General features: G+C 67.0%; 26 protein-coding genes and 1 pseudogene. 12 read left to right on the top strand and 15 right to left on the bottom strand.

The window, feature by feature from the left end; genetic code table 11:
- Window positions 1–174: 174 nt before the first annotated feature.
- Entirely contained in the window at window positions 175–1,014 is an 840-nt protein-coding gene (locus F4554_RS18905; protein ID WP_179788790.1) for a Kelch repeat-containing protein, read from the bottom strand.
- 668 nt (window positions 1,015–1,682) lie between these two features.
- On the opposite strand from F4554_RS18905, the gene F4554_RS33675 reads away from it, so the two are divergent.
- The gene (locus F4554_RS33675) at window positions 1,683–2,642 is read left to right on the top strand and encodes an outer membrane protein assembly factor BamB family protein (RefSeq protein ID WP_179788789.1); all 960 of its coding nucleotides are present in this window, start codon (window positions 1,683–1,685) and stop codon (window positions 2,640–2,642) included.
- A gap of 209 nt (window positions 2,643–2,851) precedes the next feature.
- Here F4554_RS33675 and F4554_RS18895 read toward each other — a convergent pair whose 3' ends face one another.
- Both F4554_RS18895 and F4554_RS18890 read right to left on the bottom strand, forming a co-directional pair.
- Window positions 2,852–3,490, bottom strand: coding sequence for a class I SAM-dependent methyltransferase family protein (locus F4554_RS18895; RefSeq protein WP_179788788.1), 639 nt, complete (start codon window positions 3,488–3,490; stop codon window positions 2,852–2,854).
- A gap of 164 nt (window positions 3,491–3,654) precedes the next feature.
- Complete coding sequence (locus tag F4554_RS18890) at window positions 3,655–4,527, bottom strand: helix-turn-helix transcriptional regulator (RefSeq protein WP_179788787.1); 873 nt, start codon at window positions 4,525–4,527, stop codon at window positions 3,655–3,657.
- Window positions 4,528–4,728: 201 nt separating this feature from the next.
- Between F4554_RS18890 and F4554_RS18885 the strand changes: the two genes are divergently transcribed.
- Window positions 4,729–5,610 carry an aldo/keto reductase gene (locus tag F4554_RS18885; RefSeq protein WP_179788786.1) on the top strand — a complete coding sequence of 294 codons (882 nt, stop codon included), beginning with the start codon at window positions 4,729–4,731 and terminating at the stop codon, window positions 5,608–5,610.
- Window positions 5,611–5,741: 131 nt separating this feature from the next.
- On the opposite strand, the gene F4554_RS18880 is transcribed toward F4554_RS18885, so the two are convergent.
- Genes F4554_RS18880 through F4554_RS18865 form a run of 4 tightly spaced genes read right to left on the bottom strand, consistent with a single transcriptional unit; the run spans window position 5,742 to window position 9,483 of the window.
- Window positions 5,742–6,725, bottom strand: a complete 984-nt coding sequence (locus F4554_RS18880) for a sulfate/molybdate ABC transporter ATP-binding protein (protein WP_179788785.1) — start codon at window positions 6,723–6,725, stop codon at window positions 5,742–5,744.
- Window positions 6,722–7,558: a sulfate ABC transporter permease subunit gene (locus F4554_RS18875; protein ID WP_337796100.1), complete on the bottom strand. Its 837-nt coding sequence runs from the start codon at window positions 7,556–7,558 to the stop codon at window positions 6,722–6,724. The genes F4554_RS18880 and F4554_RS18875 overlap by 4 nt, the downstream gene beginning before the upstream one ends.
- Window positions 7,551–8,444: a sulfate ABC transporter permease subunit CysT gene (cysT, locus tag F4554_RS18870; protein ID WP_337796099.1), complete on the bottom strand. Its 894-nt coding sequence runs from the start codon at window positions 8,442–8,444 to the stop codon at window positions 7,551–7,553. The genes F4554_RS18875 and cysT overlap by 8 nt, the downstream gene beginning before the upstream one ends.
- A 4-nt stretch (window positions 8,445–8,448) precedes the next feature.
- Complete coding sequence (locus F4554_RS18865; protein ID WP_179788784.1) at window positions 8,449–9,483, bottom strand: sulfate ABC transporter substrate-binding protein; 1,035 nt, start codon at window positions 9,481–9,483, stop codon at window positions 8,449–8,451.
- Between the two features lie 245 nt (window positions 9,484–9,728).
- Here F4554_RS18865 and F4554_RS34070 point away from each other — a divergent pair.
- Both F4554_RS34070 and F4554_RS32325 read left to right on the top strand, forming a co-directional pair.
- Window positions 9,729–10,166: pseudogene (locus F4554_RS34070) on the top strand (FAD/NAD(P)-binding protein); the annotation flags it as partial.
- A 363-nt stretch (window positions 10,167–10,529) separates the two neighbouring features.
- Complete coding sequence (locus F4554_RS32325) at window positions 10,530–11,099, top strand: FAD/NAD(P)-binding protein (protein WP_238341341.1); 570 nt, start codon at window positions 10,530–10,532, stop codon at window positions 11,097–11,099.
- 55 nt (window positions 11,100–11,154) lie between these two features.
- Here F4554_RS32325 and F4554_RS18855 read toward each other — a convergent pair whose 3' ends face one another.
- Both F4554_RS18855 and F4554_RS18850 read right to left on the bottom strand, forming a co-directional pair.
- Window positions 11,155–11,685 carry a cysteine dioxygenase gene (locus F4554_RS18855; protein WP_179788782.1) on the bottom strand — a complete coding sequence of 177 codons (531 nt, stop codon included), beginning with the start codon at window positions 11,683–11,685 and terminating at the stop codon, window positions 11,155–11,157.
- 399 nt (window positions 11,686–12,084) lie between these two features.
- Window positions 12,085–13,452: an LCP family glycopolymer transferase gene (locus F4554_RS18850; protein ID WP_202889357.1), complete on the bottom strand. Its 1,368-nt coding sequence runs from the start codon at window positions 13,450–13,452 to the stop codon at window positions 12,085–12,087.
- Between the two features lie 560 nt (window positions 13,453–14,012).
- On the opposite strand from F4554_RS18850, the gene F4554_RS18845 reads away from it, so the two are divergent.
- Genes F4554_RS18845 through F4554_RS18840 form a run of 3 tightly spaced genes read left to right on the top strand, consistent with a single transcriptional unit; the run spans window position 14,013 to window position 14,776 of the window.
- Window positions 14,013–14,306 (top strand): twin-arginine translocase TatA/TatE family subunit, encoded by a 294-nt coding sequence (locus F4554_RS18845; protein ID WP_238342131.1) that lies wholly within the window; start codon window positions 14,013–14,015, stop codon window positions 14,304–14,306.
- A gap of 3 nt (window positions 14,307–14,309) precedes the next feature.
- On the top strand, window positions 14,310–14,642 hold the full coding sequence (locus F4554_RS34225; RefSeq protein WP_476495315.1) for a twin-arginine translocase subunit TatC: 333 nt from the start codon (window positions 14,310–14,312) through the stop codon (window positions 14,640–14,642).
- Window positions 14,618–14,776 (top strand): hypothetical protein, encoded by a 159-nt coding sequence (locus F4554_RS18840; RefSeq protein ID WP_179788780.1) that lies wholly within the window; start codon window positions 14,618–14,620, stop codon window positions 14,774–14,776. The genes F4554_RS34225 and F4554_RS18840 overlap by 25 nt, the downstream gene beginning before the upstream one ends.
- A 276-nt stretch (window positions 14,777–15,052) precedes the next feature.
- Here the strand turns inward: F4554_RS18840 and F4554_RS18835 are convergent, their stop codons facing one another.
- Both F4554_RS18835 and F4554_RS18830 read right to left on the bottom strand, forming a co-directional pair.
- Entirely contained in the window at window positions 15,053–15,337 is a 285-nt protein-coding gene (locus F4554_RS18835; protein ID WP_202889356.1) for a twin-arginine translocase TatA/TatE family subunit, read from the bottom strand.
- A gap of 207 nt (window positions 15,338–15,544) precedes the next feature.
- Window positions 15,545–15,805 (bottom strand): GlsB/YeaQ/YmgE family stress response membrane protein, encoded by a 261-nt coding sequence (locus tag F4554_RS18830; protein WP_179788779.1) that lies wholly within the window; start codon window positions 15,803–15,805, stop codon window positions 15,545–15,547.
- A gap of 395 nt (window positions 15,806–16,200) precedes the next feature.
- Here F4554_RS18830 and F4554_RS18825 point away from each other — a divergent pair, with 395 nt between their 5' ends.
- Window positions 16,201–17,262, top strand: a complete 1,062-nt coding sequence (locus tag F4554_RS18825; protein WP_179788778.1) for an MASE1 domain-containing protein — start codon at window positions 16,201–16,203, stop codon at window positions 17,260–17,262.
- A 233-nt stretch (window positions 17,263–17,495) separates the two neighbouring features.
- Here F4554_RS18825 and F4554_RS18820 read toward each other — a convergent pair whose 3' ends face one another.
- A complete protein-coding gene (locus F4554_RS18820; RefSeq protein ID WP_179788777.1) occupies window positions 17,496–18,695 on the bottom strand; it encodes a GAF domain-containing protein in 1,200 nt (399 codons plus the stop codon).
- Between the two features lie 317 nt (window positions 18,696–19,012).
- Here F4554_RS18820 and F4554_RS18815 point away from each other — a divergent pair, with 317 nt between their 5' ends.
- Both F4554_RS18815 and F4554_RS18810 read left to right on the top strand, forming a co-directional pair.
- Entirely contained in the window at window positions 19,013–19,192 is a 180-nt protein-coding gene (locus F4554_RS18815; RefSeq protein ID WP_179788776.1) for a hypothetical protein, read from the top strand.
- Window positions 19,193–19,230: 38 nt separating this feature from the next.
- Window positions 19,231–19,581, top strand: coding sequence for an SDR family oxidoreductase (locus F4554_RS18810; RefSeq protein ID WP_238341340.1), 351 nt, complete (start codon window positions 19,231–19,233; stop codon window positions 19,579–19,581).
- Here F4554_RS18810 and F4554_RS18805 read toward each other — a convergent pair.
- The 3 genes from F4554_RS18805 to F4554_RS18795 are packed head-to-tail and all read right to left on the bottom strand — an operon-like array spanning window position 19,509 to window position 21,724.
- Window positions 19,509–19,802 (bottom strand): DUF1330 domain-containing protein, encoded by a 294-nt coding sequence (locus tag F4554_RS18805; RefSeq protein WP_179788775.1) that lies wholly within the window; start codon window positions 19,800–19,802, stop codon window positions 19,509–19,511. The two genes, F4554_RS18810 and F4554_RS18805, sit on opposite strands and share 73 nt — an antisense overlap.
- Before the next feature lie 34 nt (window positions 19,803–19,836).
- Window positions 19,837–21,225, bottom strand: coding sequence for an MFS transporter (locus tag F4554_RS18800; protein WP_202889355.1), 1,389 nt, complete (start codon window positions 21,223–21,225; stop codon window positions 19,837–19,839).
- Window positions 21,226–21,265: 40 nt separating this feature from the next.
- Window positions 21,266–21,724, bottom strand: a complete 459-nt coding sequence (locus F4554_RS18795) for a MarR family winged helix-turn-helix transcriptional regulator (protein WP_238341339.1) — start codon at window positions 21,722–21,724, stop codon at window positions 21,266–21,268.
- Window positions 21,725–21,764: 40 nt separating this feature from the next.
- Between F4554_RS18795 and F4554_RS18790 the strand changes: the two genes are divergently transcribed.
- Both F4554_RS18790 and F4554_RS18785 read left to right on the top strand, forming a co-directional pair.
- Window positions 21,765–22,136 carry a hypothetical protein gene (locus F4554_RS18790; RefSeq protein WP_179788773.1) on the top strand — a complete coding sequence of 124 codons (372 nt, stop codon included), beginning with the start codon at window positions 21,765–21,767 and terminating at the stop codon, window positions 22,134–22,136.
- A 152-nt stretch (window positions 22,137–22,288) separates the two neighbouring features.
- Window positions 22,289–22,723 carry a nitroreductase family deazaflavin-dependent oxidoreductase gene (locus tag F4554_RS18785; RefSeq protein ID WP_272955890.1) on the top strand — a complete coding sequence of 145 codons (435 nt, stop codon included), beginning with the start codon at window positions 22,289–22,291 and terminating at the stop codon, window positions 22,721–22,723.
- Window positions 22,724–23,401 lie beyond the last annotated feature (678 nt).

The raw sequence follows: 23,401 nt of genomic DNA, 5'->3' as shown, positions 1-23,401 counted from the left end.
TCGCCACCTCCCGGCCAGTCGTCGACCACACCAAGCGTCTCGGAGGGGCCAACAGCACGTGCCCGTCGATGCACCTCAGCTACGGCCGTACGGCGGCATTCCAGTCCGGGGACCAGTCCGGCGGGGTGGAGCGGGTTGGGACTCGGAAGCCGTTCCCGAGGTCCGGTTCGGCTATCAACGCCGGATTGACACTTTCACCACGGTGTCAAGCAAGGCGCTTGCACCGCCCAGTTCTCCACCGAGCAGCCACGTGGTGCCATTGGCAGTGCACACCCCGGCGTCGGCGCGCGGTCCGGGCAGCTTCCCGGCCACGGTGACCTTGCCGTTGCTCGGGTCGATCCGGTAGATCGACGTCTGCGGAGTCCCGTTCACCTTGCCGCCGGCCACGTAGAGCTGCCCACCTTCGACAAACGCGGCGGCGTGCGCCAAGCGGACCGGAAGGTGAGCCACCACGCTGGAGTGTCCGGTGGCCGGGTCGAAGCGTTGCACGTCGCTGGTCTGCGCCCCGGCGTTGCTCTCGGTGGCGCCGAGCAGTCCTCCCGCCACCCACAGCTGCCCCCGCAGGGCGGTGACCGCGGGGTAGCGGACGGGCTGGGCGAGCCGACCCGCGGTGCCGAACCTGGCGCCGTCTGCGGTGGCCAGCACGCTCGCTGTCAGCTGCCGGCCGTCATAACCGCCGAGCACGTACGCCGTACCGCCGGACGTCGCCGCGGCCGCATCCGAGCGGGGGCTGGGCAGGTGTCCGGCTATGTGGGTCGAGCCGCCGCTCCAGACCTGGACGGTCGACACGCTGGAGCCGGCGCCTCCGCCGAACACGAACCCCTTCCCGTGGATCACGGCACCCGCCGCGTCGTGCACCGCCGCCGCCAGCTGTCCCGCCGGCCGGATGGCCCTGGTGGGCGGGTCGAGGGAGGTCACGGCCGCGGTGGAGACATCACCTGGGGCCAGCCCACCCAACAGCAGGCAGCGGTTTCCCAGGGCCACCGCCACCGGGCGGGAAACGGCATGCGGCAACCGCCAGCCAACCCTGCGGGCAACCAGCCGCGCGGGCGAGGACGGCGCCGGCGGGTGCGGGACGTTGCTCGGCGATCGGGTCGACGTCGCCCTGATTGACGACGGCGATGCTGACGTCGGCGAGGGGACGTTGGCCGCCCTCGTCGATGAAGCGCACCCAGCGCCGGCCACCAGAACTGCCGCGGTCAGCACCAGGCTCGTCGCCTTACGCACGCGCCAACGGTATGGCCATAAGCCCCGCGACCCCCGGGCGGGGCGGCGCGGGGACCACCCACCACGGAATCCGACATCTCACACGTGTCGTCGCCAACCCGGACGATCGAAGCGTCGGGGGTCCTCGGCAGAGGTGACGACGACCCCACGCGAAGCCACCCAGGAAACAGGTGAACGATGTGGCCATGATGGGGTCATTGCGCCGTGGTGCGGCGGCTGGGGGCGCGGTCCCACGCCGTGTGGCGGCACTCGGATGTACGGTCGCTCTCCTTGCGGCACTGGGAGCCTGTTCGGCCGCCGAGTCCGCCACCACGCACTCACCGCCAGGGCGACGGGCCACCCCGTCCAGGAACGTCGGCGAGGCAGCGCGGGCAGCCCGGGGAGCGCGGGCAACGCCCTCACCCTCGCCAACACGGGCGAAGGCCTCGCCCACCACGGCCCTCCCGCTGCTTCGTGTGTCGCGCGCCGGTGCCGGCCACCTCGCGCACGGGTCGGACCCGAGCGTGCTTCCCGGGCCGGTGCTGATCGCGGACCGGGACAACAACCGCCTCCTCGTGGTCGACCCGCAGGGCAGAGTGCGCTGGCAGTTCCCGCGGAAAGGCGACCTCGCACCCGGCCAGAAGTTCCCGGTGCCCGACGACGCCTTCTTCACTCCGGACGGCCGTCAGATCATCGCCACCGAGGAGGACTCCGAGGTGGTCACCGTCGTCGACGTGGCGCGGCACAGGATCGTGTGGCGCCACGGCAGGCTGAACACACCCGGCGGCGGAACGTCACGCCTGCACCACCCCGACGACGCGATGATGCTGCGCTCGGGGAACGTCGTCGTGGCCGACATCATGAACTGCCGGATCCTCGAGATGCCCCCGCGCAGCAGCGGAGTGCTCTGGCATGCAGGCCTGCCGGGGAGTTGTGTGCACAACCCGCCCCGGCAGTACGGCAGTCCGAACGGGATGTTCCCGCTGGGTAACGGCCACTTCCTCGTCACCGAGATCAACGGTGACTGGGTGGACGAGGTCGACCAGCACGGGCACGTCTTCTGGTCGACCCACCCACGCGGCGTGACCTACCCTTCCGACACCAACCGCTACGGGCCGAACGCCTACCTCACTGTCGACTACTCCGACCCGGGCCAGGTGCTGCTGTTCGACAAGTCGGGCAAGGTGCTCTGGCGCTTCCGCCATGCAGGTGCACGCGGGCTGTCCAAGCCGTCCCTCGCGCTCCCACTGCCGAACGGCGACATCATCCTCAACGACGACGCGAACGACCGTGTCATCGTCGTCGACCCGAAGAAGAACCGGATCGTCTGGCAGTACGGACACAATGGAGCGCCCGGAAGCGGCCCCGGTCACCTGAACAACCCCGACGGCCTCGACCTGCTGCCGCCGCACTCCTATGCCGACTCGCTGCACTGAGTGGTAGCCCCTCAGGGTGCATCCATGAAGGCCGCGCTACCCCTTGTGAACGAATCCGCTGCGTTCCGACGGCCTGCTTGGTGGGAGTTCCCAGGCTGATCGAGACGGCGTCGGCGATCAACCGCCGAAACGCACGCTGCACCGCCCGCGACGGCTCTGGTCGCCCCGGTGAACGCATCGGAGACCGCAACGCCCCGTGAACCATCCCGTCAGTTGACGAAGGTGAAGATCGCTCCAGTGACGTCCAGGGGGCGCGGGGTGCCTTCGAACCGGTGAACGCCGACAGAGAATCGCACACCGTCCGGCGCGTGGAATGCCTCCTCCACGAAGCCCGCATCGCGGAGCCATTCCCGTACCGCTGGCGTCAGGTCCGGTGCTCGTCGTGTCCTGGTCCAGATCACGGTGGCGCCCTCGGCGCACAGCTGCGGCAGGGCGGCAATCGTTCGCTTCACATCGGCGTCGGTGATGTTGCCGAAGACCCCGACCATGAGCACCAGATCGGCCGGGTGCGTCCCGGCGTACGAAGAGAGCTGACCCGCATCGGCCTGCCTGATCACGAGATCTGAGAGACCGGCCCGATCGGCGGCGACCTTGGCCGCGGCCACGTTGCCCGTGTCGTACTCAAGCAGGGTTGCCTGTACGCGATGAGCGTCAGCTCTTGCGGCGAGAACACCTATGAGGTCATGGGCCTGCCCCGCGCACGCGCTCACCACAGTCAGCCGCTCGTCGGAACGCTGGTCAAGCCACGAGGCAATGTGCTGCTGCACCAGCCGTAGCCGACGCGAGAGCGGGGAGTTCTCATCGGCGTAGGGCTCATGCCACTCTTGCCAATGAGTCCGGGTGGTCATCTGGAACACCTTGCCGGAACGGAGCCGAGACCGACACCCCTGCCTACGGCTGGCGCAGCGATCGCAATCATGTGGTGGTCGTCGCAGTCGAGCTCAGTGTGTTGGCGGCACCAGCCACAGCTTGTGGAGCTGGTGAGTGCGTCAGCGCCGGCGAAAGCGATTGGCTACCCCTTGGGGGTCGTGTGGTCCTGGCTTGGCAGGGTCCAGCTGGCGAGGAGCCGGAGTGCGTTTGCTGCAGCTGATCCGGGGCGAGCTGGGTAGACGGCCAGGGTGAGCCCTTGGTCGTGGCCGAGCGGCATGGCCTCGAACATCAGCTCGACCTCACCGATCAGGGGATGGTGGTAGTGCTTACGGCCGGAGTAGTGGTGACGCACATCGTGGGCGGCCCAACGAGCGCGGAACTCATCGCTGTGCTCGTCCAGGTGGTTGATGAGTTCGGCCAGTCGGCGGTCGTGTGAGTGCTTGCCCGAGGCAGTGCGCAGGACGGCAACCACATTGTTCGCGGCTTGGTCCCAGTCGTGGTAGAAGTCGCGAGCCCGCGCGTCGAGGAAGATGAACCGTGCGGTGTTCGGCGGCTGGATCGGGTCGTCATACAAAGGCGCGTACAGGGCACGACCCAGGAGGTTCGCCGCGAGAATGTCGCGGCGCTCGTTCCGCACGAACGCGGGCGCCTCGGTGATCGCGTCGAGCATGTACCGAACGCTGCTGCGAACCCGCTCCGGCGCAGGCGCCGTGCGGTTCCTCGGCGTCGGGTTCGCCGCTCGGGCGAGGTTGTAGAGGTGGTCTCGTTCGGCGTCGTCGAGCTGCAACGCCCGGGCGATCGCTTCGAGCACGCTGTCGGAGACCCCGGCGAGGTTGCCGCGTTCAAGACGCTTGTAGTAATCGGCGCTCACCCCGGCGAGGGTGGCCGCCTCCTCCCGTCGGAGCCCGGGGACGCGGCGACGGCTGCCGTCGTAGGAGACCAGCCCCGCCATCTCGGGGGTGATCTTGGCCCGACGTGACGTCAAGAACTCTCGCACCTCAGACGCATCGACCATGCCCTGAACCCTACGCGGCACCGAGCCTGACGCCGCCTGTGACGCTGGGTAACAGATCTGGGGGGGTCTGCGGTGAGGGGGTCTGCCAGGTCCTGTCTTACCCGCGCGCCTCTCCGTAGCCTCGAACCCGGTGGCGGCCCCCTGCTCGTCCCGCTGGGCACCGTCCACGTTCGGGTAGCAGTTCACAAGACAGAAGGACTCATGGAGATCGACCGCGACTTTGTACCCCGGATCACCCTCAGCGACGGCAGCACGATCCCGCAGATCGGGTTCGGCACGCTTGCCGTGCAGCCGGACCGGAAGTCCAGCGACGCCAACGCCGAGACGACTGCCAACATCGTCTCCCAGGCGCTGGAAGCCGGATACCGCCACATCGACACCGCCCAGTCCTACGGGACCGAGCGCGGCGTTGGCCGGGCGATCGCCGCGTCGGGGATCGCCCGCGACGAGCTGTTCATCACCAGCAAGCTCGCCAATGACAACCATGCCCCCGACGATGTGCGGCGCTCGGTGAACCAGACGTTGAACAACCTCGGCCTGGATCAGCTCGACCTGTTCTTGATCCACTGGCCGCTTCCCACACTCTACGGTGGCGACTATGCCTCGACCTGGGCGACGTTGACCGAACTCGTCGCAGAGGGCCGGCTCCGGAGCGCAGGCGTCTCCAACTTCCAGCCCGCGCACCTGGACCGGATCGTCGCCGAGACCGGCATCACGCCGGTGGTGAACCAGTTCGAGCTGCACCCCTACTTCGCTAACGACGAAGCCTGCGAGGCGTCTCGCCGGCATGGGATCGCCGTCGAGGCGCACAGCCCGCTCGGTCACAACCGTGCACCTCTGACCGACGACACCATCGGCCAGGTCGCCGCGGCCCACGGCAAGTCCACAGCACAGGTCATCCTGCGCTGGCACATGCAGCACGGCCACATCGCCATCCCCAAATCGACCCGCCCCCAGCGCATGCACGAGAACATCGCCGTCTTCGACTTCGAACTCACTCCAGACCAGATGGCCTCGATCGACGCGCTCAACCGCGGCCCCACCGGCCGAGTCGGACCCAACCCAGACACCTACGAGGGATAGACGAACGCTCACTGTGTGGTCGGCGGTGCGTCATGTTCGTCAGAACGTTGACCTACACCAGGCTTCGCTGGCTGTCGGCCGCGGCCATCTTCCTGCCGGGCTGTGTTTGAGGGGTCGAGCCGGGCGGACGGTCAGGCGGTCGCGGACGGCGACGTCTCGGGCTCCACCCGGAGCCGGGAGTCTGGGCTTGGCATGATGTGGATCGTGCTGCCTGGTTTGAGGCCGAGCCGTCCGGCAAGGCCGCGGGTCACCTGCGCCCACGCCTCCTGCTCGCCGATCTGCATCTCCACCCGGACCTCGAAGCCCAACCTCACCACGCGGGTGACCCTCGCCACAGTGGAGCCGGCCCGTGGCTCAATCGACAGGTCGATGTCGTGTGGTCGGTACAGGTGCCCGCCGATCTCTGTGACGGGGCCGAGGAACCGCATCACGAAAGGGTTTGCCGGGTTGTCGTAGATGTCGTGCGGGCTTCCGGCCTGTTCGACCACTCCGTTGGCGAGTACGACGATGGAGTCGGCGATCTCGATCGCTTCCTCCTGGTCGTGGGTGACGAACACTGTCGTCACGTGCACCTCGTCGTGCAGCCGTCGGAGCCACGCTCGGAGTTCCTTGCGTACCTGGGCATCCAGCGCGCCGAAGGGTTCGTCGAGAAGCAGCACCTCGGGCTCGACTGCGAGTGCCCGGGCGAGCGCCATCCGCTGCCGCTGCCCTCCGGACAGCTGCGCGGGGTATCGGTTGGCCATCTGCTCGAGGTGGACGAGTTCGAGGAGTTCGGTGACGCGCCGGCGGACCTCCTGCTTGCCGCGCTTGCGTACCTGCAGGCCGAAGGCGACATTGTTGAAGACCGTCATGTGCTTGAACGCGGCGTAGTGCTGGAATACGAACCCCACGTTGCGCCGCTGCGGCGCCATGCGGGTCGCGTCCACGCCGGAGATCCGCACTGTGCCCGAATCAGGCTGCTCCAGCCCGGCGATCACGCGGAGCAGGGTCGACTTCCCGCCGCCGCTGGGTCCGAGGAGCGCGGTGAGTGAACCGGATTCCACCGTGGTGGAGACATCGCGCAGAACCGGCGTGTCACCGAAGGACTTGTTGATGTTGCGGACTTCGATGGTCATCGGCTGCCGCCCTTCGGCCTGAGCAGTTTGGTCACCAGGAGGGTCACGATCGCGAGCAGCGCGAGTGCAGTGGCCGCAGCGAACGCGGCCGGCTGGTCGAAGTTCTGGAACCGCTCCTCGACGAAGAGCGTGAGCGTCTGGGTCTGACCGACGAGGCGGCCCGACACGACCGCGACCGCGCCGTACTCACCCAGGGCCCGGGCGAGGCAGAGTACGACACCGTAGGCGAGCGCCCATCTGATGCCGGGTAGCGTGATGCGGCCGAAGGTCTGCCAGGGGCCGGCGCCGAGGGTCCGTGCGGCCTGCTCCTGCTCGTCCCCGAGCTCCTCGAGCACGGGGACGACCGCGCTCACCACGAGAGGCAGGGAGACGAACACGGTCGCGAGCACCATGCCGGGGGTCGAGAAGATCACCTGGATGCCGCGGGACTCCAGCCAGCCACCTATCGGTGTGAATCTGCCGTACACCAGGGTGAGGGCGAGGCCGACCACCACGGGTGACACGGCCATTGGCAGGTCGATGAGGGCTGCGAGCAGTCTCTTGCCGGGGAACTGGTGACGTACGAGTAGGAGCGAGGCCCCGACCCCGAAGACGGTGTTGGCCCCGACCGCCCAGGCTGCGACGACGACGGTCACCCGAGATGCGTGCACGGCCTCAGGGGAGGTCAGGGCTGTGACGAACGGGCCGATCCCACCACCGAAGGTACGCCAGGCGATCAGGCCGACCGGCAAGACCAGGAGGAAGAGCAGGTAGACCAACGCGAGCGTCCGCAGCCAGTACTTCGCGGCGGTCGGCTCGGATGTGCCGACTCCCGTCACTCCACCGCTAGCCACGGCGAGCTCGCCAGCGTTGAACGAGGTCGAGGAGGAATAGTACGAGCAGGGCGACGACCAGCAGTACGGTCGACACGGCCGCGGCGCCGATGGGATCGTCACTCTCGATCTTGCCGAAGATGTTCACTGCCGCGACCTGGGTCTTGAACGGCAGGTTGCCCGAGATGAGCACCGTCGAGCCGAACTCCGCCATCGAACGCGTGAACGCGAGCGCCGTACCTGCAGTCATCGCCGGTAGCAGGTTGGGCAGGATGATCCGACGGAAGGTCAGCCAGCGTCCGGCGCCCAACGACGCCGCGGCCTGTTCCATCTCCTGGTCGAGTTCGAGCAGGACCGGCTGCACGGTGCGTACGACGAACGGCAGCGTCACGAACAGCAGGGCGGCCACAACGCCGGCTCGCTTGTAGGCGAGGTTGACGCCCAAGGGGCTTTTCGGGCCGTAGAGCGCCAGCAGCACCAGCCCGGCCACGATCGTGGGCAGCGCGAACGGCAAATCGATCAACGTGTCGACGACGCTCTTGCCCGCAAACTGGTCGCGAACGAGTACCCAGGCGATGACGGTCCCCATCACCAGGTTCACCACAGCGACGATCACCGAGGCGCCGACCGTCAGTTGTAGCGCGGCCCAGGAGTCAGGAGTGGTGACCGACCGCCAGAAGTAGTCGGGTCCGTGCCCGGCCGAACGCCACACGACAGCAGCGAGCGGAATGAGAACGATCAGGCTGAGATAGGTCAGTGCCGTGCCCAGGCCGAGCGCGGTACCAGCCCGGCCGCGAAACGCGAGCGCGATGTTCCGGCCGGTGCCATCGGCCTGGGACGACGGCACCGGCTCACCCGAGGTCGGGTCTCGGGGCTTCTTCGTGAGTTCCTGGATCGACTCCGGCACGGTTCTACTTCTTCACCGACACGCCCTTGTCGCGTTCGATAGCCGCGACCGCGCCGTTCTGGGTGTCGAAGAACTCCTTCATCACCGTTGGCCAGCCACCCAGATCCTTGATCGTGAAGAGGCCCGACGGCGTTGGGAACTTGTCGGCACCGGGGACGCCGTGCTCGACCGGCCGGTAACCGTTCTCGACGAAGATCTGCTGGGCCTGCTTGGAGTGAAGGAAGGCGACGAACGCCTTGGCTTCCTTCGGGTGCTTGCTCTTGCTCGTCACGGCGACCGGGTTCTCGATGAGGATCGTCGAGTCGGGCAGGGTGTAGTCGATGGCCTGGCCGTTCTGCTGGGCGAAGATCGCCTCGTTCTCGTAGGCCAGCATGGCGTCACCTTTGCCGGAGGTGAACGTCTGCAAAGCCTTCCTGGCGGAGTCGTCCTGGACCGGCACGTTCTTGAACAACCCGTTGAGATAGGTGATCCCGGCCGCCTTGTTCGCGCCCTTGTCCGAGACGGCGCCGTACCCTGCCATCACGTTCCACCGGGCACCGCCAGAGGTGAACGGGTTGGGCGTGATCACCTCGACGCCGCGCCTGGTGAGATCCCCCCAGGTCCGCAGGTGCTTGGGGTTGCCCTTCCGGGTGGCGATCACGACCACGGAGTCGGTCACCATGCCCTTGTTCGCATCGGTGTTCCAGTCCTTCGCGACCAGGCCGGCGTCGACGAGTCGCGTCATGTCCGGCTCCAACGAGAAGGCCACGACGTCGGCGTTCAGGCCCGCCGCCACTGCGCGGCTCTGGTCGCCGGATGCCCCGTAGGACTGGGTGAACGTGACGTTCTTACCCTCGGGCGTGGCCTGGAAGGCCTTGATGATCTTCTCGTAGGCAGCCTGCGGAGTGGAGTACGCGACCAGGGACAGCGACACCTTCTTGCTTCCTGAGTCACCGCTTGCCGAGGAGGCGTTGCCGCCACCGCAGGCTGTCATCACCAAGGCGACGACGGCAGCCACCGCAGCTGCGGCCACCTGAGTTCCGGATTTCGATCGTGACATGTTCGCCCCTACGTAACCTACTTCGCCGATAGGAAAAGTTAGCTCAGACGCAGCCGTCGCTCAACGAAGAAACGTCCAATGGACAGGTTCGTCACTGCCCGCGACCAGTCGATGCGTAGAACCGACCCAGGCCGTCGACGGTCACCCCTGAGTTATGTGGGATCCCGCCGTTGTTCGTAGATAACCCATCTAACCTAGTGAGTTAGTAGGATTACGCGGAGCTATATGGACACGGGGGTGGAGGGGTGAGGTCGCGAGTTGTCGTAGTGGTGGGAGGCGGGTGCAGCGGTGTCCTGGTCGCCGTGGAGGCGCTGCGCCGTACGGACGATCGTGTGGTCGTGGTCGAACCGACTCCCCGGCTGGCGCGGGGTCTCGCGTACGAGGCTGCGTCACCATGGCACCTACTGAACGCGCCGGCTGGGTCGATGAGTGCCGACCCGGACGACATGGACGGGTTCCTCATGTGGTGCCGGTCGCGGGGGATGCCGGTCCAGCCGGGCGACTTCCTGCCTCGCTTGGTGTATGGGGACTACCTGGTGTCCGTGCTCGAGGCGGCGTCTGCGGCCGCGCCTGGACGGCTGACGGTGCGCTCAGCGCGGGCCACCGCGACACGGTCGTGTGCGTCGGGGCAGCTCGTGGAGCTTGATCGCGGACCTGCCGTTCGTGCTGATCACATTGTCCTCGCTCTTGGCAGTCCCCGGACGTTGTGTCCACGCGCCGATGTTTGGTCGAAGGCGCCGGGCGGGGTTGTTCACGTGGGGGACCCGTGGTCGCCGCAGGCGCTGGCGGCTGTGCCTCGGACCCGACCGGTCCTGCTGATGGGAACCGGGCTCACGGCGGTCGACGTGGCGTTGACCTTGTTCAGGACGGGACAGAGCGCCCAGGTGACCGCGGTGTCGCGGCATGGGCTTCTGCCGCGGACGCATCCCAAAGGCGAGACGGCGGCTCCGCCTGTTCTCCTTCCACCCCGGCTGCCCTCTTCGCTGCCCGCCCTGGTCCGTGTGGTGCGCCGGGCTGCGGACCACTGCGGGGACTGGCGGGCGGTCATGAACGTCCTCCGCCCGCGGCTGAATGAGGTGTGGGCCAGCCTGTCCGTCGCGGACCAGGAGCGCTTCCTTCGCCATCTGGGTCGTCACTGGGAGATCCATCGTCACCGGATGGCGCCGGCGGTGGCCGAGGAGCTTGCCGAGCTCCAGGCTTCCGGCGCGCTGCGGGTACGTGCGGTGGGCCCAGACGGTCGCGATCCGCGCTTGGGGCAATGCTCGGGGCAGGCAGCGACGGTGTCATGGGGGGACGGCTTCGGTGCCACCGTCAGCTGCACGGGTCCGGGTCGCCTTCCTGCCGCCGCGGACGGGCTGGTGCGCACGCTGCTCGACGAGGGCCGGGCGCGGCTGGGCCCGCACGGGCTCGGCCTCGATGTGAGTCCGGACGGCAACGTCGTCAGGCGCGACGGCCAACCGATCCCGCGGTTGTGGTTGGTAGGTCCACTGCGGCGCGGCCGGTTCTGGGAGACCACGGCGGTCCCCGAGATCCGCGCGCAGGCCCGTGATCTCGTGACTGCGCTGGCCTGCGGACCGTCCGAACGAGGGCGCATTCCTGACCTTGTCCCGCGGTAGACAACCAAGGACTGTCATCTGTTCAGGCTTGACCGCCAGCTGGCCGCCCGTACGGTCATGGACGTTCTGGGAGCGGATCCTGTTCGGGCTCGTCGGTCACGTCGGTCCGTGCGACGCTCAGTCCGTTCGGGCCGTGTCGGTAGTAGGTCATGCGGGTGATGCGTGGCGAGTAGGCGTGGATGCTGATGGCGGGTGCAGCGTGGTTGTTGCGAACGTCGTGCACGTTGCCGACAGCGACCCGGCCGGTCTTCCCCACCGTGAGGACTTGGGACGTGAGCGCTCCGCGCTCGTCGGGTCGGATTTCGTCGAGGGCACCAGCGACCACCGTGAAAGCCCCCGCGGAGTCCCCGTGGTCATGCAGTTCGGTTGCCTGCGTGCTCAGCCAGGTGAGCAGCCACACGTCGACATGGTCGTTCGCGAACAGGCGGGCCCACCAGCGCTTCCCGGGCCGGAAGCGGACGAGCGGCCGCCACCGGGCTGTGTCGTCGGCAACCTCCTGTACGAGCTTCGCGAGCATGGACAGGTCCTGCTGTGCGGTGCCGGAGATCATTCCGGTCGACGTCTTGGTGATCATCATCGGTTCCATTGCGGGTGCTTGTGGACTGTGCTGTCTGACGACCTCAGCGGTCGGAATTCCCTACCATGACGATAGGGAAACTGTGACAGTCGGATGCTCGGACCCAAAACCCGGAATGGTCTCTCCTCGGCCGCCCACGCTTGACCTGAACAAGACGGGTGAAGGGGGACGAAGTGCGCGGGAGCAGCGGTACCCGGGGATCACCCGGTGACCCGCGGGTCGGCGCCCTACTTCGCGGCACGTCCTGACTCGGCGTCGCGCTTGGCGACCTCCTCGCAGACGATTGGAATGACGTACCGACCGAAGTCGATGGCGTCGCCGAGGAGGTCGTATCCGCGAGCGGAGACTGGGCGGCGTCGATCCGACATGTGCCGAACCAAGGCTGGACACATGGTCGGTGCGGTGATGTCACCGTTTCATGGACAGGTCGGTGCAGGGGTTGTCGGCCGCGGTGCGTGGCCTGGCTGTTGGGCTTGGCTTCGGGGCTGCCGCCGGGTTCCTTGTGTTGGTGTCGATGGGCCGGTAGTCGTCACCGAGTACGAGGTCGATGCCTGCGCCGGTGATGGGCTGGAGTTGGGCGTGGGGAATGAGTGTCGCGAGCTTGTGGGCGGCCACTTGGTGGCTGGCGCCGTACTCGATCACCGTTGTGGCGTGTTGGTGTGACCTGGCGTTCCCGGTGTGGTCGATGGTGAAGCCCATGTTGCGAAGCTGTCTGGTGGCGGCTGCCGCGAGGCCTGGCGTCCGGGTGCCGTTGTAGACGCCGATGTCGATGCCGTGCCCGGATACCGCGGCTGTGGAGGCTGCGCGATGGTTGTCGTTGACATGGCCTGCCAGCGGATGGTCGTCCTTCAACGCGGACCACAACCGGTCAGCATCAGGCTGGACCAGCGCAACGCGATCGCCGGCGTAGCGCCACGGCACGGTCACAAACTGGATGTTGTGCAGGTTGAGGTGGCGCAGGGACATCGCGAAGACCACCAGTTTGGGGGCCGACCCCAACGCGGGGTCAACCGTCAGGGCCTTGGTAGCGGCATCGGCGAGTGGCGCCAGAGTGGCTGGATTCATGCCGGATGCATGGATCTTCGCCGTCAGGCTGGCCAGGAAGGCTTGTTGACGTTGGATTCGGCCGATGTCAGAGCCATCGCCGATGCCGTGTCGAACACGTACATAGTCCAGTGCACTGCGACCGGACACCGTCTGCAGACCCTTGGCCAAGACCAGCTTGCCGCGGTGGCCCAGGTTGGGGTTCAGGTCGCCCGCATACACGTTGTTGGGCACACACACCCGAACTCCGCCGACCGCCTTGGTCATCGAGGCGAAGCCTTTGAAGTCCACCACGATCGTGTGGTCGATTCGTAGTCCGGTCAGTTTCTCCACCGTGTTCTGGGTGCACGCCGGATTGCCGGCGACGCTGAGCCCCTCGGTGAACGCTGCGTTGAACATCGTCTGCCGGCGCGGCTGCGACCAGCTGCCGTCGGGCAGCCTGCACTGTGGGATGTCGACGAGGGTGTCTCGCGGGATCGACACCGCTACGGCGTCACGGTGGTCGGCATACACGTGCACCACGATCGCCGTGTCCGAGCGGCCGACCGCGCCGCCCGCTCCACCGAGCCCGCTGTTCCCGTTGGCCCGGGTGTCCGAACCGATCACCAACACATTCACAGGAGTCTCGCCGGCTGCGTTCGCCTTGGCGCGTGGCGGGCGGTACGTCTGGATCCCGCGCCCATCGAAGGTCGAGACGTTTCGGTCCAACCGCACCATCGCCACACCGGCCACGACCGCTGAGATTGTGACCACTACTACCAAGAGCAACGCAATCAGACGTATCGGGCGCATCCTGCGAGCATGGGTCGAAGTGCCCACCCGCACACCGCGCTCGGCCACACCCAGATCCTCTCGCTGACGCCGACTCTCCGTCCGAGTCATTCGGCAGTCCAACGCCGCCCCGGACTTCGCATGAGGCTCCTTTCACGGAAGGGCGGAAAGTGTACAACCTTTTCATCATCGTTCAATCACACTCACACTTTTCGTTGGTAGGCGCGGCCCTGTCCCAAGAGTGAGCGGCCACCAAGTGGCGTGCCGCCGGGTAGCACTCCAACCATCAACGCCTCGAACCAGCGACGAAGCTCAGTAAGGATTCGGTGATGGAGCAGTAAAGTCGTCCTCCAGGAGGATCCAAATTCCTGCCTCCCACCTCAAAATTCCGGCGTCCGGCACCGGCCGCATCATCGGCCGGGCCGGGCTTGTGAGGTAGGGCGCTCATACTGGGCGTGAGTGAAAGCTCCCGAGACCTCGACAGCCTTGGTGACGCCTGTCGAGAGAAACAGGTGGTAACCATGCTGTTGCGGAACGGGTTGGAGCCTTGGCACCTACTGATCGTGCTCGTGGCCTTTATCGCGTTGTTCGGACCCAAACGCCTTCCGGGTGCCGCGAAGGGCATCGCTCAGTCGTTGCGTATCTTCAAGTCCGAGATCAGATCAACCAGTAACGCTGACACCGCTGCCCCCGAGCACGCAGAACCGACTCCGGCACCGTCAGCTGCGCCGCCGGCCGCCACGACGTCTGCCCGAGCGGCTGCCGACGAAAGATCGGACGTCCAGCCGGAAGGTCACGTGCCTCACACTCCATGACCCATGACAACCGCTACTGCGATGCAGCCCGATCCGGTGGTCGCGGGCCAGACCTGTACCACGAACACCTTGTCAATCTGTGCATGCCAATGGGCACGGCGGAACACTCCAGTCGGCGTTCCCGCATTCCTGACAGCTATCCGTCACCCTCCTGGGCTTCACACCAGACGGGGTAGCCAACTTCCTGCAGCTGGACACCCACCTCTCGTCACACTTCGCCTCCTACTCGCGTTCGGCGTCGCCTTCGAGGTCCCGGTCTTCGTGGTGCTGCTCAACCTGGTCGGCGTACACCCTCCACCGACCCAGTCACGATGCTGCTACTGGCGGGCCCGATGACCGTGCTCTGCCTCGCCGCCGAAATCGTCGCCCGCACGATAGAACGTCGCCGCAGAGCCCGACTCGCCGACCAAGGTCTCCTCCTCGACGACATCGACACAGACACCGAATCTGCTCACACCAACACCACCTGACCGCGGCTCACGGCAGCGATCCCCGGCGGTGACTCAGATCAGATGGCTTCGCCTTGACATCCCCCAGGGGGTGAGCGAGCGGCCTACCGGATCCAGACCCTTGAGCGGCGCCGCCCTCGCGGTACCCCCGCGCATATCGGAACCGGCCGCACGTCACCAGACTCGCGCTCACCCGGGGCCACAGACCCCTAAACGACAAGGTGCCCATCCCGAAGTCGGGAGGGCACGTTGCCCCTGCCTGTGGGCAGGAGGCCACTACATGACAGCTGTGGAGGTTCAGCCCTGAACGCGGCTCTCTTCGGAGACCTGGTTGGCATCGTGACGCTCGGCCACGGCCGTACCGCCGGCGTGGTTCGGCTCTGGGAGAGCTGGACGCTGCGCGGGTTGCTCGGGCGCCACCGCTGCCGGAGGAGCCGTGGGTTCGTCTCGAAGCTCGGTGCGAAACACCCGCAGGGACTGGGCCAGTCCCTTGGCCGTCTGGGGCAGACGGGACGCGCCGAACAAGACGACCAGGACGATCCCGATGATCAACAGCTCGGGGGCCCCAAGGCTTCCCAACATGGATACCCACCTTCTCGAACACAAGTTGGCGGCACCTCAGAGAGTGCCCTGAGGCGGCGCCGGGACCGGCACTGTACCTCCTCAACCTCAAAGCGCAGTCAGTGTTCCGGTCGCGGTCACGAGACGACGGTGCCGACGACCGGCGAACACTGCGACCAGACACTCGTGGGTTGTGTCTCCTCGGGCTCCCCAGTCTGCGACCCTGCGTCAGCCGCGGGTTTTCCCTGCGACCACGGCCACCCCGACGGCGGCGAACCCTACCTGGATCGCGAGCTGAATCCAATCGATGCCAGGGGTGTGCGCGACACCGAGGGCCCCAGCGACCAGGGTGCCGAGGAGTGCCGCCAGCACACCGATGCCAACCGTGAGCAGACAGCCGACCTTCTGTTTCCCGGGCACCACCAGACGTCCCAAGCCGCCGATGATCGCGCCAATGACAACCGCAGTGAGGATTCCAGTAACGACCACAATTGCTCCTTCTGTAACGCACACCTCAGGGCCCGAGAGGTGACGCTACAACGCGGCCGCCTTGCTGCAGGAGGTGGAGATTGCACCTGGCGAGGTGCCCGGCCCATGCATGACATGGGGTGACTCGCCCGAGCCGCTCCGAACTCGCACTGGAAACCGCAGGCGCCGCTGTCGTCCACGACCACCTGGGCGATGGACCCGAGGATCCGGGTCTGGTGGAGGCTCTGCCCTGACTACAAACCTGATTGGGCGCCACCCGCCCCCAAAAGGGGATAATGCGATAATGCCTAGTAATGCGGCAGGTAAATCCTCCGCCAATGCGTCTTCTGGGCTGACCTGGATGACCTTGGATCTCGGGGTGGGGTCGACTCGCGTGATGAGTATGCTTTGGAAGCGTGCTTCACGGCTCAATAACGAGAAACCGTGTGGTCGTCGGACTTCAGATCCTGGCAATCGCAGCAATCTACTCTGGCGCCACGCTCGCCGTGCCTTCCCAGGTGGTGGGTGGCTGGCGGGTCAGTATGTTGTGGGCTCCGACCGGTGTGGGGCTGGCCGCTCTGCTTGCCTTGGGTCCGCGGGTCTGGCCTGGGATCGTGATCGGCTCCTTCGTCGTCAACACGTTCCTCGGGCGTCCGCCAGTCGCGTCCGTGACTCTTGCGGTTGCGACAGCCCTCGGACTGCTGTGTGCTTACATGCTGCTCCGCAGGGTCGGATTCCGGGTGGAAATGGACCAGCCGAGAGATGTCCTGGCGTTGGTGTTTCTGGGGGCGTTTGTCGGCGCCACGATCACTGCCTCCACGAGCGTTGCCGCCTTCGTCTTGTCCGGTCTGGAGACGGCGCACAACTTCGGTACGACGTGGTTCCTGTGGTGGTTGAGTTACATGATGGGCGTGCTCGTCGTCACCCCGTCCTTGCTCGTCATTGTTCGGGCCCGGCGGCCACGCAGCGTTGACCGACGCCGAATAGTTGAGGGCGCCGCCCTCACGGTCGTCATTATTGTGGTCATGCTCGTGGTGACCCACAGCTCGACAGACTTGTTATTCCTCGCCATCCCCTGCGTTGTCTGGGCCGCGGTGCGCTTCCGAGTGGCGGGCGCGGCCCTGTCCGTCATGGTCGTCTCAGCCATGACGATTTACGCCGCGCTGCGAAGACTTGGCCCGTTCGCGCACGAGCCCCTGGCCGCAAACGTGGTAACCGTCGAGACCCTCATCGGGACTACGGCGCTGACCGCTTTCATCCTCGCCGCGACCACTATGCAACGCGACGCTGCGCACGAACAGATCCGGTACGCCGCCGGAGAACTCTACGAGGCCGTGAAAACGATCGACCGAAGGCTGCGGCCCCGCACAGAGCCGGCCACGTGGCGAGCCGGGAGGACCCACGCCAAGGCCGATGACGGTTCGGCGCGGTCAACGACAGTCAGAACGACGGACTCCAAACCGCCGAACGGTGCGTGAACGTGGACCACAATCGTTGACTTCCTCGACGACGACACCAGATGGCTCGGCGGCCGCGCCCCAACTGCCGAAGCCGATCGGGTAGAACGCGGGTTCGACGAGCAGTCCGAGAAGAGTCAGACGCCGCATGGCCGGCACCCAGAGGGAGCGGGCACATGTCAGGGGAGCGCTTCGTGTTGCTTGGCGTGGCGAGCATAGGAATCAAGTAGCACACGCGGCTGGGATCGGTGCCGTCAAGATTCTGGCTCGTTGCCGGGTTCCGTCGGCTCCCCGCGGAAGAAGGCCTTACGAATCTCCTCGGTGGTCTGGTCCAGCGTGTGAACGGTCGTCATGAGGCGGCGTTTCAGTTGGGGTTCGGCTGCGAGGTCGTGACTGGTCATCAGTTGGAGGCCGGCGGCGTACAGTCTCTGGAGCACGGTGTCGCCGAGCTCTCTGGCGAGGCGGTCACGTTCCTGTAGGGCGATCAACTGGTCGTGGTAGTCCTGGCTGCGGATGCGGTACAGCGCCAGTGCTGCCAGGTCGGCGAACGTTTGGACCTGCTCGGCCTCGGTGAAGGCGTCCTTCTCGTGTGGTGAGTTCCTTCGCCATCCGGCGAACAGGACGCCGAGAACCTCTCCGTCGACAGCCATCGGCATCAACATGCCAAGTCCAACAGTTGCGAACTCCGACGACCACTGGGCGGGAGGATCGTACCCCTGCTGACGGGTGTAGTCCTTGCTCACAATGGGTTCGCCCGAGTCAAGGACGGCTGCTACCAGCCCCTGCCGGGGCAGTCGCATGTCTGGCGGCGCGGGCGTTTCCAGACCCTCGAAGATCACGGAAGCAACATCAGTGGTGTCGTGGGCGTCTGCGATGATCACGCCGACGATGTCCGCGCCGGAGGTTTGCTGCAGTCTCTTACCCACCGTGTGCATCGCGTGGTCGCGGTCCACGTCAGTGAGCAGTAGTTGCGCCAACTGTCCTGCGGCTTCGAGCCAGAGGTCGCTTCGTGCGTGTTGCTGCTGGACGCGTACGCGCTGGAGGACTGCAGCTGCGTGGGTGGCGAACATCTGCACGTAGTCGAACTCGCTCCTCGCCGCTCGCTCCGCGTCGGATCCGCGGCGCCAAACCACCGCCAACGCACCGAGGGACTCGCCCGACGCGACCAGGGGGATGGCCATTCCCATACCGATGTCAGCCATGGCCTTGCGCCACTCGGGCGGCGGGTCGTAGCGTTCGTCTGCGGGTAGGTCTGCCACGACGAGCGGCGTCTGTGTGTCGATAGCCACGGCCAGGAGTCCGCGCCGGGGACTGCGTACACCCACCCAGTGAGCCATGTCGATCCCGCCGACTGCCTCGCAGACAAGGGTCTTCGTGTCGCCGTGGTCGACCAGGGCGACGATCGCCGCTTCTGCACCGGAGATCGCCGCCAGACGCTCGCTGACCAGGCCCATGGCCTGATGTAGGCCGACTTCGTCAAGCAGGATCTGCGCCAGTTCGTGCGCGCCGGCAAGCCAGCGTCGTCTCCGCTCGTGTGACGCCTGGCAGCCGTTGTCGTCGGACCCACCTACGCGACGAGACACCGCCAATCACCCCTAGACCGGCCGTAACCATCACATGACACACCCACGATCACGGCTTCAGCGAGATTCCAGCCTAGTCGCGCGCCAGGTCCTCGCTCCTGGTTCCGCAGCGCGGGGGCTGTCTGATTCACGGTGGATCGGGTCTGGCCGGACACGCCGAGCCTGTGGCTTGGCGAGGGAGGGCAGACATGACCGAGACGATTGGCGCCGTGGAGGACAACGGCGCTGTTGATCAGCAAGAGCTCGCCCGCCACCTGTTGGCGCAGGCGAAGGAGCAGGGGATCGAGCTGGTCAGTCAGTCCGGGCGGGTTGTTGAACCAGCTCACCGGCCGGGTCCTGGAGGCCGCGAGTTGTCCGTGTCAACCTGACCGCGCCGTTCCTGCTCGCCAAGCTTGCCTTCCCGTACATGCGGCAGGCCGGCGGCGGCACGATCGTCAACGTGGCCTCGGTCGCCGGGCGACGGGGTTGGCCGAACGCCTACTGCGCAACGAAGTTCGGGTTGACCGCCCTCACCCAGGCGCTGGCCGCCGAGGGCAGCGCACCACACGGCATCCGGGTGATGTCCATGTATCCGGGTTCGATGGCTATGCAGTGGGGTTCGTTCGATCCGTCGGAGCGTACGGAGCGCAGGCCGATCGGCGCCGTACGTTCTCCGGCTTCAGTGAAGATCCGACTGGACCTCGGTCAGTCGATGCCTTCGACGATGCGGAAGTCGCGCTCGACGCCGTCGGAGAGGGCGACCAGCGCCTCCTGGTAGGCCGCACTCTCGTGCGCCGCGACGGCCTGCTCGAAGCTGTCGAACTCGATCAGGACGGTGCGCTCGGCGATGCCGGCGTCATGCGCCACGACCCGACCGCCACGGACGAAGGTCCGACCGCCCCCGGCCTTGACGGCCGGACCGGCCAGCTTGTTGTAAGCAGCCAGCTTCTCGGGGTCTGAAATGGTGCGGTACACGCTGACCCAGTAGCCCTTGGGCATGGAACCTCCAGTGTTGGGATGAGTGCATTCTGACTTACGGGTTGGTCTCGGACGAGCGTTGGCGGGCGAGAGCGAGGCTTGTCAGCGTCGTGATCGCCATGGCGCCGATGCCGACCAGCGCCGCGGTGGTGTAGGCGCTGTCGTCGGGGAAGAGGTGGCCGGGGCCGGTGCCCGCGGTGAGGATCAGGCCGCCGATGGCGCTGCCCAGGGAGTAACCGACGCTGCGGACGACGTAGTTGAAGCTCATGGCGCTCGATGTCTCGCTCTTGGGGGTGACGGCCAGGATGACGCCGGGCATCGCGGCTGAGAAGCCGCCGACGCCGAAGCCGAGCACGCCCATCGCCGCGAACAGTTCGGCCAGGTCCGACCGGGCCGCCGCGAACAGGGCGAACCCGCCGCCGACGATGGCGGCGCTGCCGGCCAGGAGCAGGGGGTCGGCGATCCGCGTCCGGACCCGCGGCGTGAGCTTGCCGGCGACGAACCCCAGCACCGAGAACGGGATCAGGACCAGCCCGGCGACGAAGGTCGTCAGCCCGAAGCCGTAGCCGGCGCCGTGCGGCGTCTGCGCGTACCGGGTGATGAGCGTGAGCAGGAGGTACATCCCGATCCCGCCGACGAACATGGCGAGGTTCGCCCCGGCAACCGCCGGGCGCCGCACCGCCCGCACGTCGACCAGGGGCGTCGTGCTGCGCAGCTCGATGACGGCCCAGACGCAGAGCAGCACCACCGCGACGACGGCGAGGCCCGCCGCCACGGCGAGGTGCCGGCTCCACAGATTCCGTTCGCCGGCGAGGAACAGCACCAGGAACAGCGCAGCGGCCAGGACGACCGCGCCTGCCACGTCCACGTGGGCGGAGCGGCCTTCGGGGGCTTCGGGCATGGAGCGCCACGCGGTCAGGAGGGCGGCGGCGGTGACGATCAGGCCGAGGCCGTAGGCGGCCCGTACCCCGCCGAGCTCGGCGAGCAGTGCGGCCAGCGGGTAGCCGACACCGGCCCCGATGATCGAGACCACCGAGATCAGGGCGATCACGGCCGCGCTGCGCTTTTCGGGGAGGTGGTCCCGGGCCACGCCCATCATCAGCGCCGTCAGCCCGAGCCCGACGCCCTGGGCCGCCCTGCCGGCCAGCAGCCACGCGAACGGCAGCGGCAGCACGGTGAGCGCGCTGCCGGCGACGACGACCGCCAGCGTGGCGAGGATCGTGGCCCGCCGGTGCGGGCCGGCTCCGAGCCGGCCCAGGACCGGCGTGGCAACGGCGCCGCTGAGCAGCGCGACGGTCAGCGTCCACTGCGCGCTGCCGAGCGAGACGTGGAACGAGGTCGCCACGCTGGTGATGAGCGGCGTCCCGAGGCTGGCGACCGCCGCCACGACCAGAGCGATGAACATCAGGGCCGGGACCAGCAGCCGCGCCTCGGAACGCGCCACCGGGAACGCCTTCACCGCGACCCCGCCGGCCGGCTGCCGGTCACTGCTTCGGCCCTTCGCGGTCCTGGCTTTCGAGCTGTGCCAGATGCTTCAGTGCCGGAAGGGCCGCCACCAGCGCCTCGACCTCGTCGCCGGTGAGCTCGCCGATCAACCGCTCGAACCCGTGGACGCCCGACTGGCGCCGCGTCCGGACATAGGAGGCGCCGGCCTCGGTCAGGCACACCAGCGTGACCCGCTTGTCGGACGCGTCGCCCCGCCGCTCGACCAGGCCGGACTCCTCCATCACCCGGACCAGGTTGGTCATCGCGGGCTGGGTGACGCCCTCGACCGCGGCCAAATCGGTGATGCGCCGCGGGCCCGTCCGGTCCAGGGTGGCCAGGGTGGCGGCGGACGTCAGGCTCATGTCCCGGGGCAGGCGTCTCGCGGCCCTGGTGGCCAGGCCGTAGAGGGCTGCCCCGATGGCGGCGGACGCGCCAGGAGCGGTGTCTTGACGACCCATGCTCGAAGCATAGCATTTTTATATTCGCAGTCTATGGAAATTGTCGACTGGCGCGGGCGGCCTCGATCCGCACCCGCGACGGCGGCCGGCCATCGTGCTCGGTGCGCGGCCGGAACCTGCCGCGCCCGTCGACCAGTGCTTATCCAGCACCTCCGGCGCGTGGTGGGCCATGGCCCAAAACTCTCGGGTCGGTGCGGAGGCGCCGGGGTGGTACCGGATCGAACTGATCCTGATTACGGAGTTGTTCGAAGGCTGGCAGCTGTTCGTCGACGGGACGGTCATCGTCAGCTGCGGCCGGCTGGAAGCGAGTGCGGCGAAGGCTTGGGCCGATGTGGCGTTGGGACGGCAGGTGACTTGGTTTCCGGGACGGCAGGTGGCTTGGTTTCCGGGACGGCAGAGAGGCGGCCCGTAGCCTCGTCCGGCGCGGGAGGCAGCTTGGCTGCCGGCGTTGACCGTCCGCCGTGCCGATGGACTTGACCGGGTCGTAGACCTGGTTGATCCAAGCCGACGGGGCAGCGTACGGGAAGATAAGCTCGACCGGGTTCTGTTGCAGTCGGTATGGCGATGACAGGTGAAGTCGAGCTGAGCCCCAGCGGATGGGTGCGAGAGCAGACCGAGAAGATCTTCGAGACGGGTACCACCGACAGCGTGGACATCAAGGGCCGGCCGGTCATCCTGCTGACCACGCGCGGCGCGAGGACCGGGAAGCTCCGCAAGGTGCCGTTGATGCGAGTCGTGCACGAGGGTGTGTACGCGATCGTCGCCTCGCTCGGCGGCGCTCCTAAGCACCCGGTCTGGTACTACAACGTGACCGCCGACCCGCGCGTAGAACTGCAGGACGGCGCCATCACCAAGGACTACGTGGCGCGCGAAGTCACCGGCGAGGAGAAGGCGATCTGGTGGGACCGCGCGGTCGCGGCGTACCCGGACTACGCGGACTACCAGAAGAAGACCGACCGTCAGATCCCGGTCTTCGTCCTCGAGCCGATCACGGACTAACCTCGATCTTTCGTGGGCCCAGCAGAGCTGGAGGCGACGTCGTGAAGTAGCGGCTCGGGGCGTCGAAGCCCAGCACGCTGTTTGAGGAGCAGCGGTGCGTGCCGTGGGTACGGATCTGGGCACTGATCGCGTCGATTCGAGTCAAGATCCGCCTGACGCACCACTGCTGGGCGCCGGCTCGACCGTTGCGCTAACAGGGTCGGCTACAGCGCAAAACCGCAGGTCAAACCTCATATAGCAAAGTGAAGGCCCGGACCAGCTGGTCCGGGCCTTCTGTGGTAGCGGGGCAGTGTTGTGTTTCAGGACATCGGAATGGTGTGTCTCAGGACATGCGAATAGGTGGCGGCTGAGTGTCGGTCGATGTCGAAGGCGCGTCTTGTGATCACCGCTGTGGTTGTCGAGGGCCGCAGCCAAAGCGCGGTGGCGCGGGCTTACGGGGTGTCCCAAAGTGCGCCCGGGAGGATTCGAAGTCCGACAACCTGGATTAGAAGAATCACACGCGGCGTCTAGAACGCCCTCACCAGCACCTTTGCCACCAAGATCAGCCTCACCAGCCCCTTGGCGAGCACTGACATACGGCATTTCGCACCCCGGTCCCGCACCCCCGCAACCGTCCGGCGATCCTAACCAGGGGCTCGGAGGCTGGCCCCGGAGGTAGACGTCGTCAGTCACTGCCCG

Source organism: Actinopolymorpha rutila (assembly GCF_013407855.1).
Taxonomy (GTDB): domain Bacteria; phylum Actinomycetota; class Actinomycetes; order Propionibacteriales; family Actinopolymorphaceae; genus Actinopolymorpha; species Actinopolymorpha rutila.
Note: the sequence above shows the minus strand (reverse complement) of the source record. Positions and strands in the feature narration are given on the sequence as shown.

Coding starts and splice junctions, on each gene's coding strand:
- F4554_RS18785 (WP_272955890.1), top strand. CDS start 22,289: ATGACAGGTGAAGTCGAGCTGAGCCCCAGCGGATGGGTGCGAGAGCAG.
- F4554_RS34225 (WP_476495315.1), top strand. CDS start 14,310: ATGACAACCGCTACTGCGATGCAGCCCGATCCGGTGGTCGCGGGCCAG.
- F4554_RS18855 (WP_179788782.1), bottom strand. CDS start 11,685: ATGGAACCGATGATGATCACCAAGACGTCGACCGGAATGATCTCCGGC.
- F4554_RS18885 (WP_179788786.1), top strand. CDS start 4,729: ATGGAGATCGACCGCGACTTTGTACCCCGGATCACCCTCAGCGACGGC.
- F4554_RS18795 (WP_238341339.1), bottom strand. CDS start 21,724: ATGGGTCGTCAAGACACCGCTCCTGGCGCGTCCGCCGCCATCGGGGCA.
- F4554_RS18815 (WP_179788776.1), top strand. CDS start 19,013: ATGACCGAGACGATTGGCGCCGTGGAGGACAACGGCGCTGTTGATCAG.
- F4554_RS18835 (WP_202889356.1), bottom strand. CDS start 15,337: ATGTTGGGAAGCCTTGGGGCCCCCGAGCTGTTGATCATCGGGATCGTC.
- F4554_RS18865 (WP_179788784.1), bottom strand. CDS start 9,483: ATGTCACGATCGAAATCCGGAACTCAGGTGGCCGCAGCTGCGGTGGCT.
- F4554_RS18805 (WP_179788775.1), bottom strand. CDS start 19,802: ATGCCCAAGGGCTACTGGGTCAGCGTGTACCGCACCATTTCAGACCCC.
- F4554_RS18890 (WP_179788787.1), bottom strand. CDS start 4,527: ATGGTCGATGCGTCTGAGGTGCGAGAGTTCTTGACGTCACGTCGGGCC.
- F4554_RS32325 (WP_238341341.1), top strand. CDS start 10,530: ATGAACGTCCTCCGCCCGCGGCTGAATGAGGTGTGGGCCAGCCTGTCC.
- F4554_RS18880 (WP_179788785.1), bottom strand. CDS start 6,725: ATGACCATCGAAGTCCGCAACATCAACAAGTCCTTCGGTGACACGCCG.
- F4554_RS18810 (WP_238341340.1), top strand. CDS start 19,231: ATGCGGCAGGCCGGCGGCGGCACGATCGTCAACGTGGCCTCGGTCGCC.
- F4554_RS18845 (WP_238342131.1), top strand. CDS start 14,013: ATGCTGTTGCGGAACGGGTTGGAGCCTTGGCACCTACTGATCGTGCTC.
- F4554_RS18820 (WP_179788777.1), bottom strand. CDS start 18,695: ATGGGCCTGGTCAGCGAGCGTCTGGCGGCGATCTCCGGTGCAGAAGCG.
- F4554_RS18840 (WP_179788780.1), top strand. CDS start 14,618: ATGCTGCTACTGGCGGGCCCGATGACCGTGCTCTGCCTCGCCGCCGAA.
- F4554_RS18895 (WP_179788788.1), bottom strand. CDS start 3,490: ATGACCACCCGGACTCATTGGCAAGAGTGGCATGAGCCCTACGCCGAT.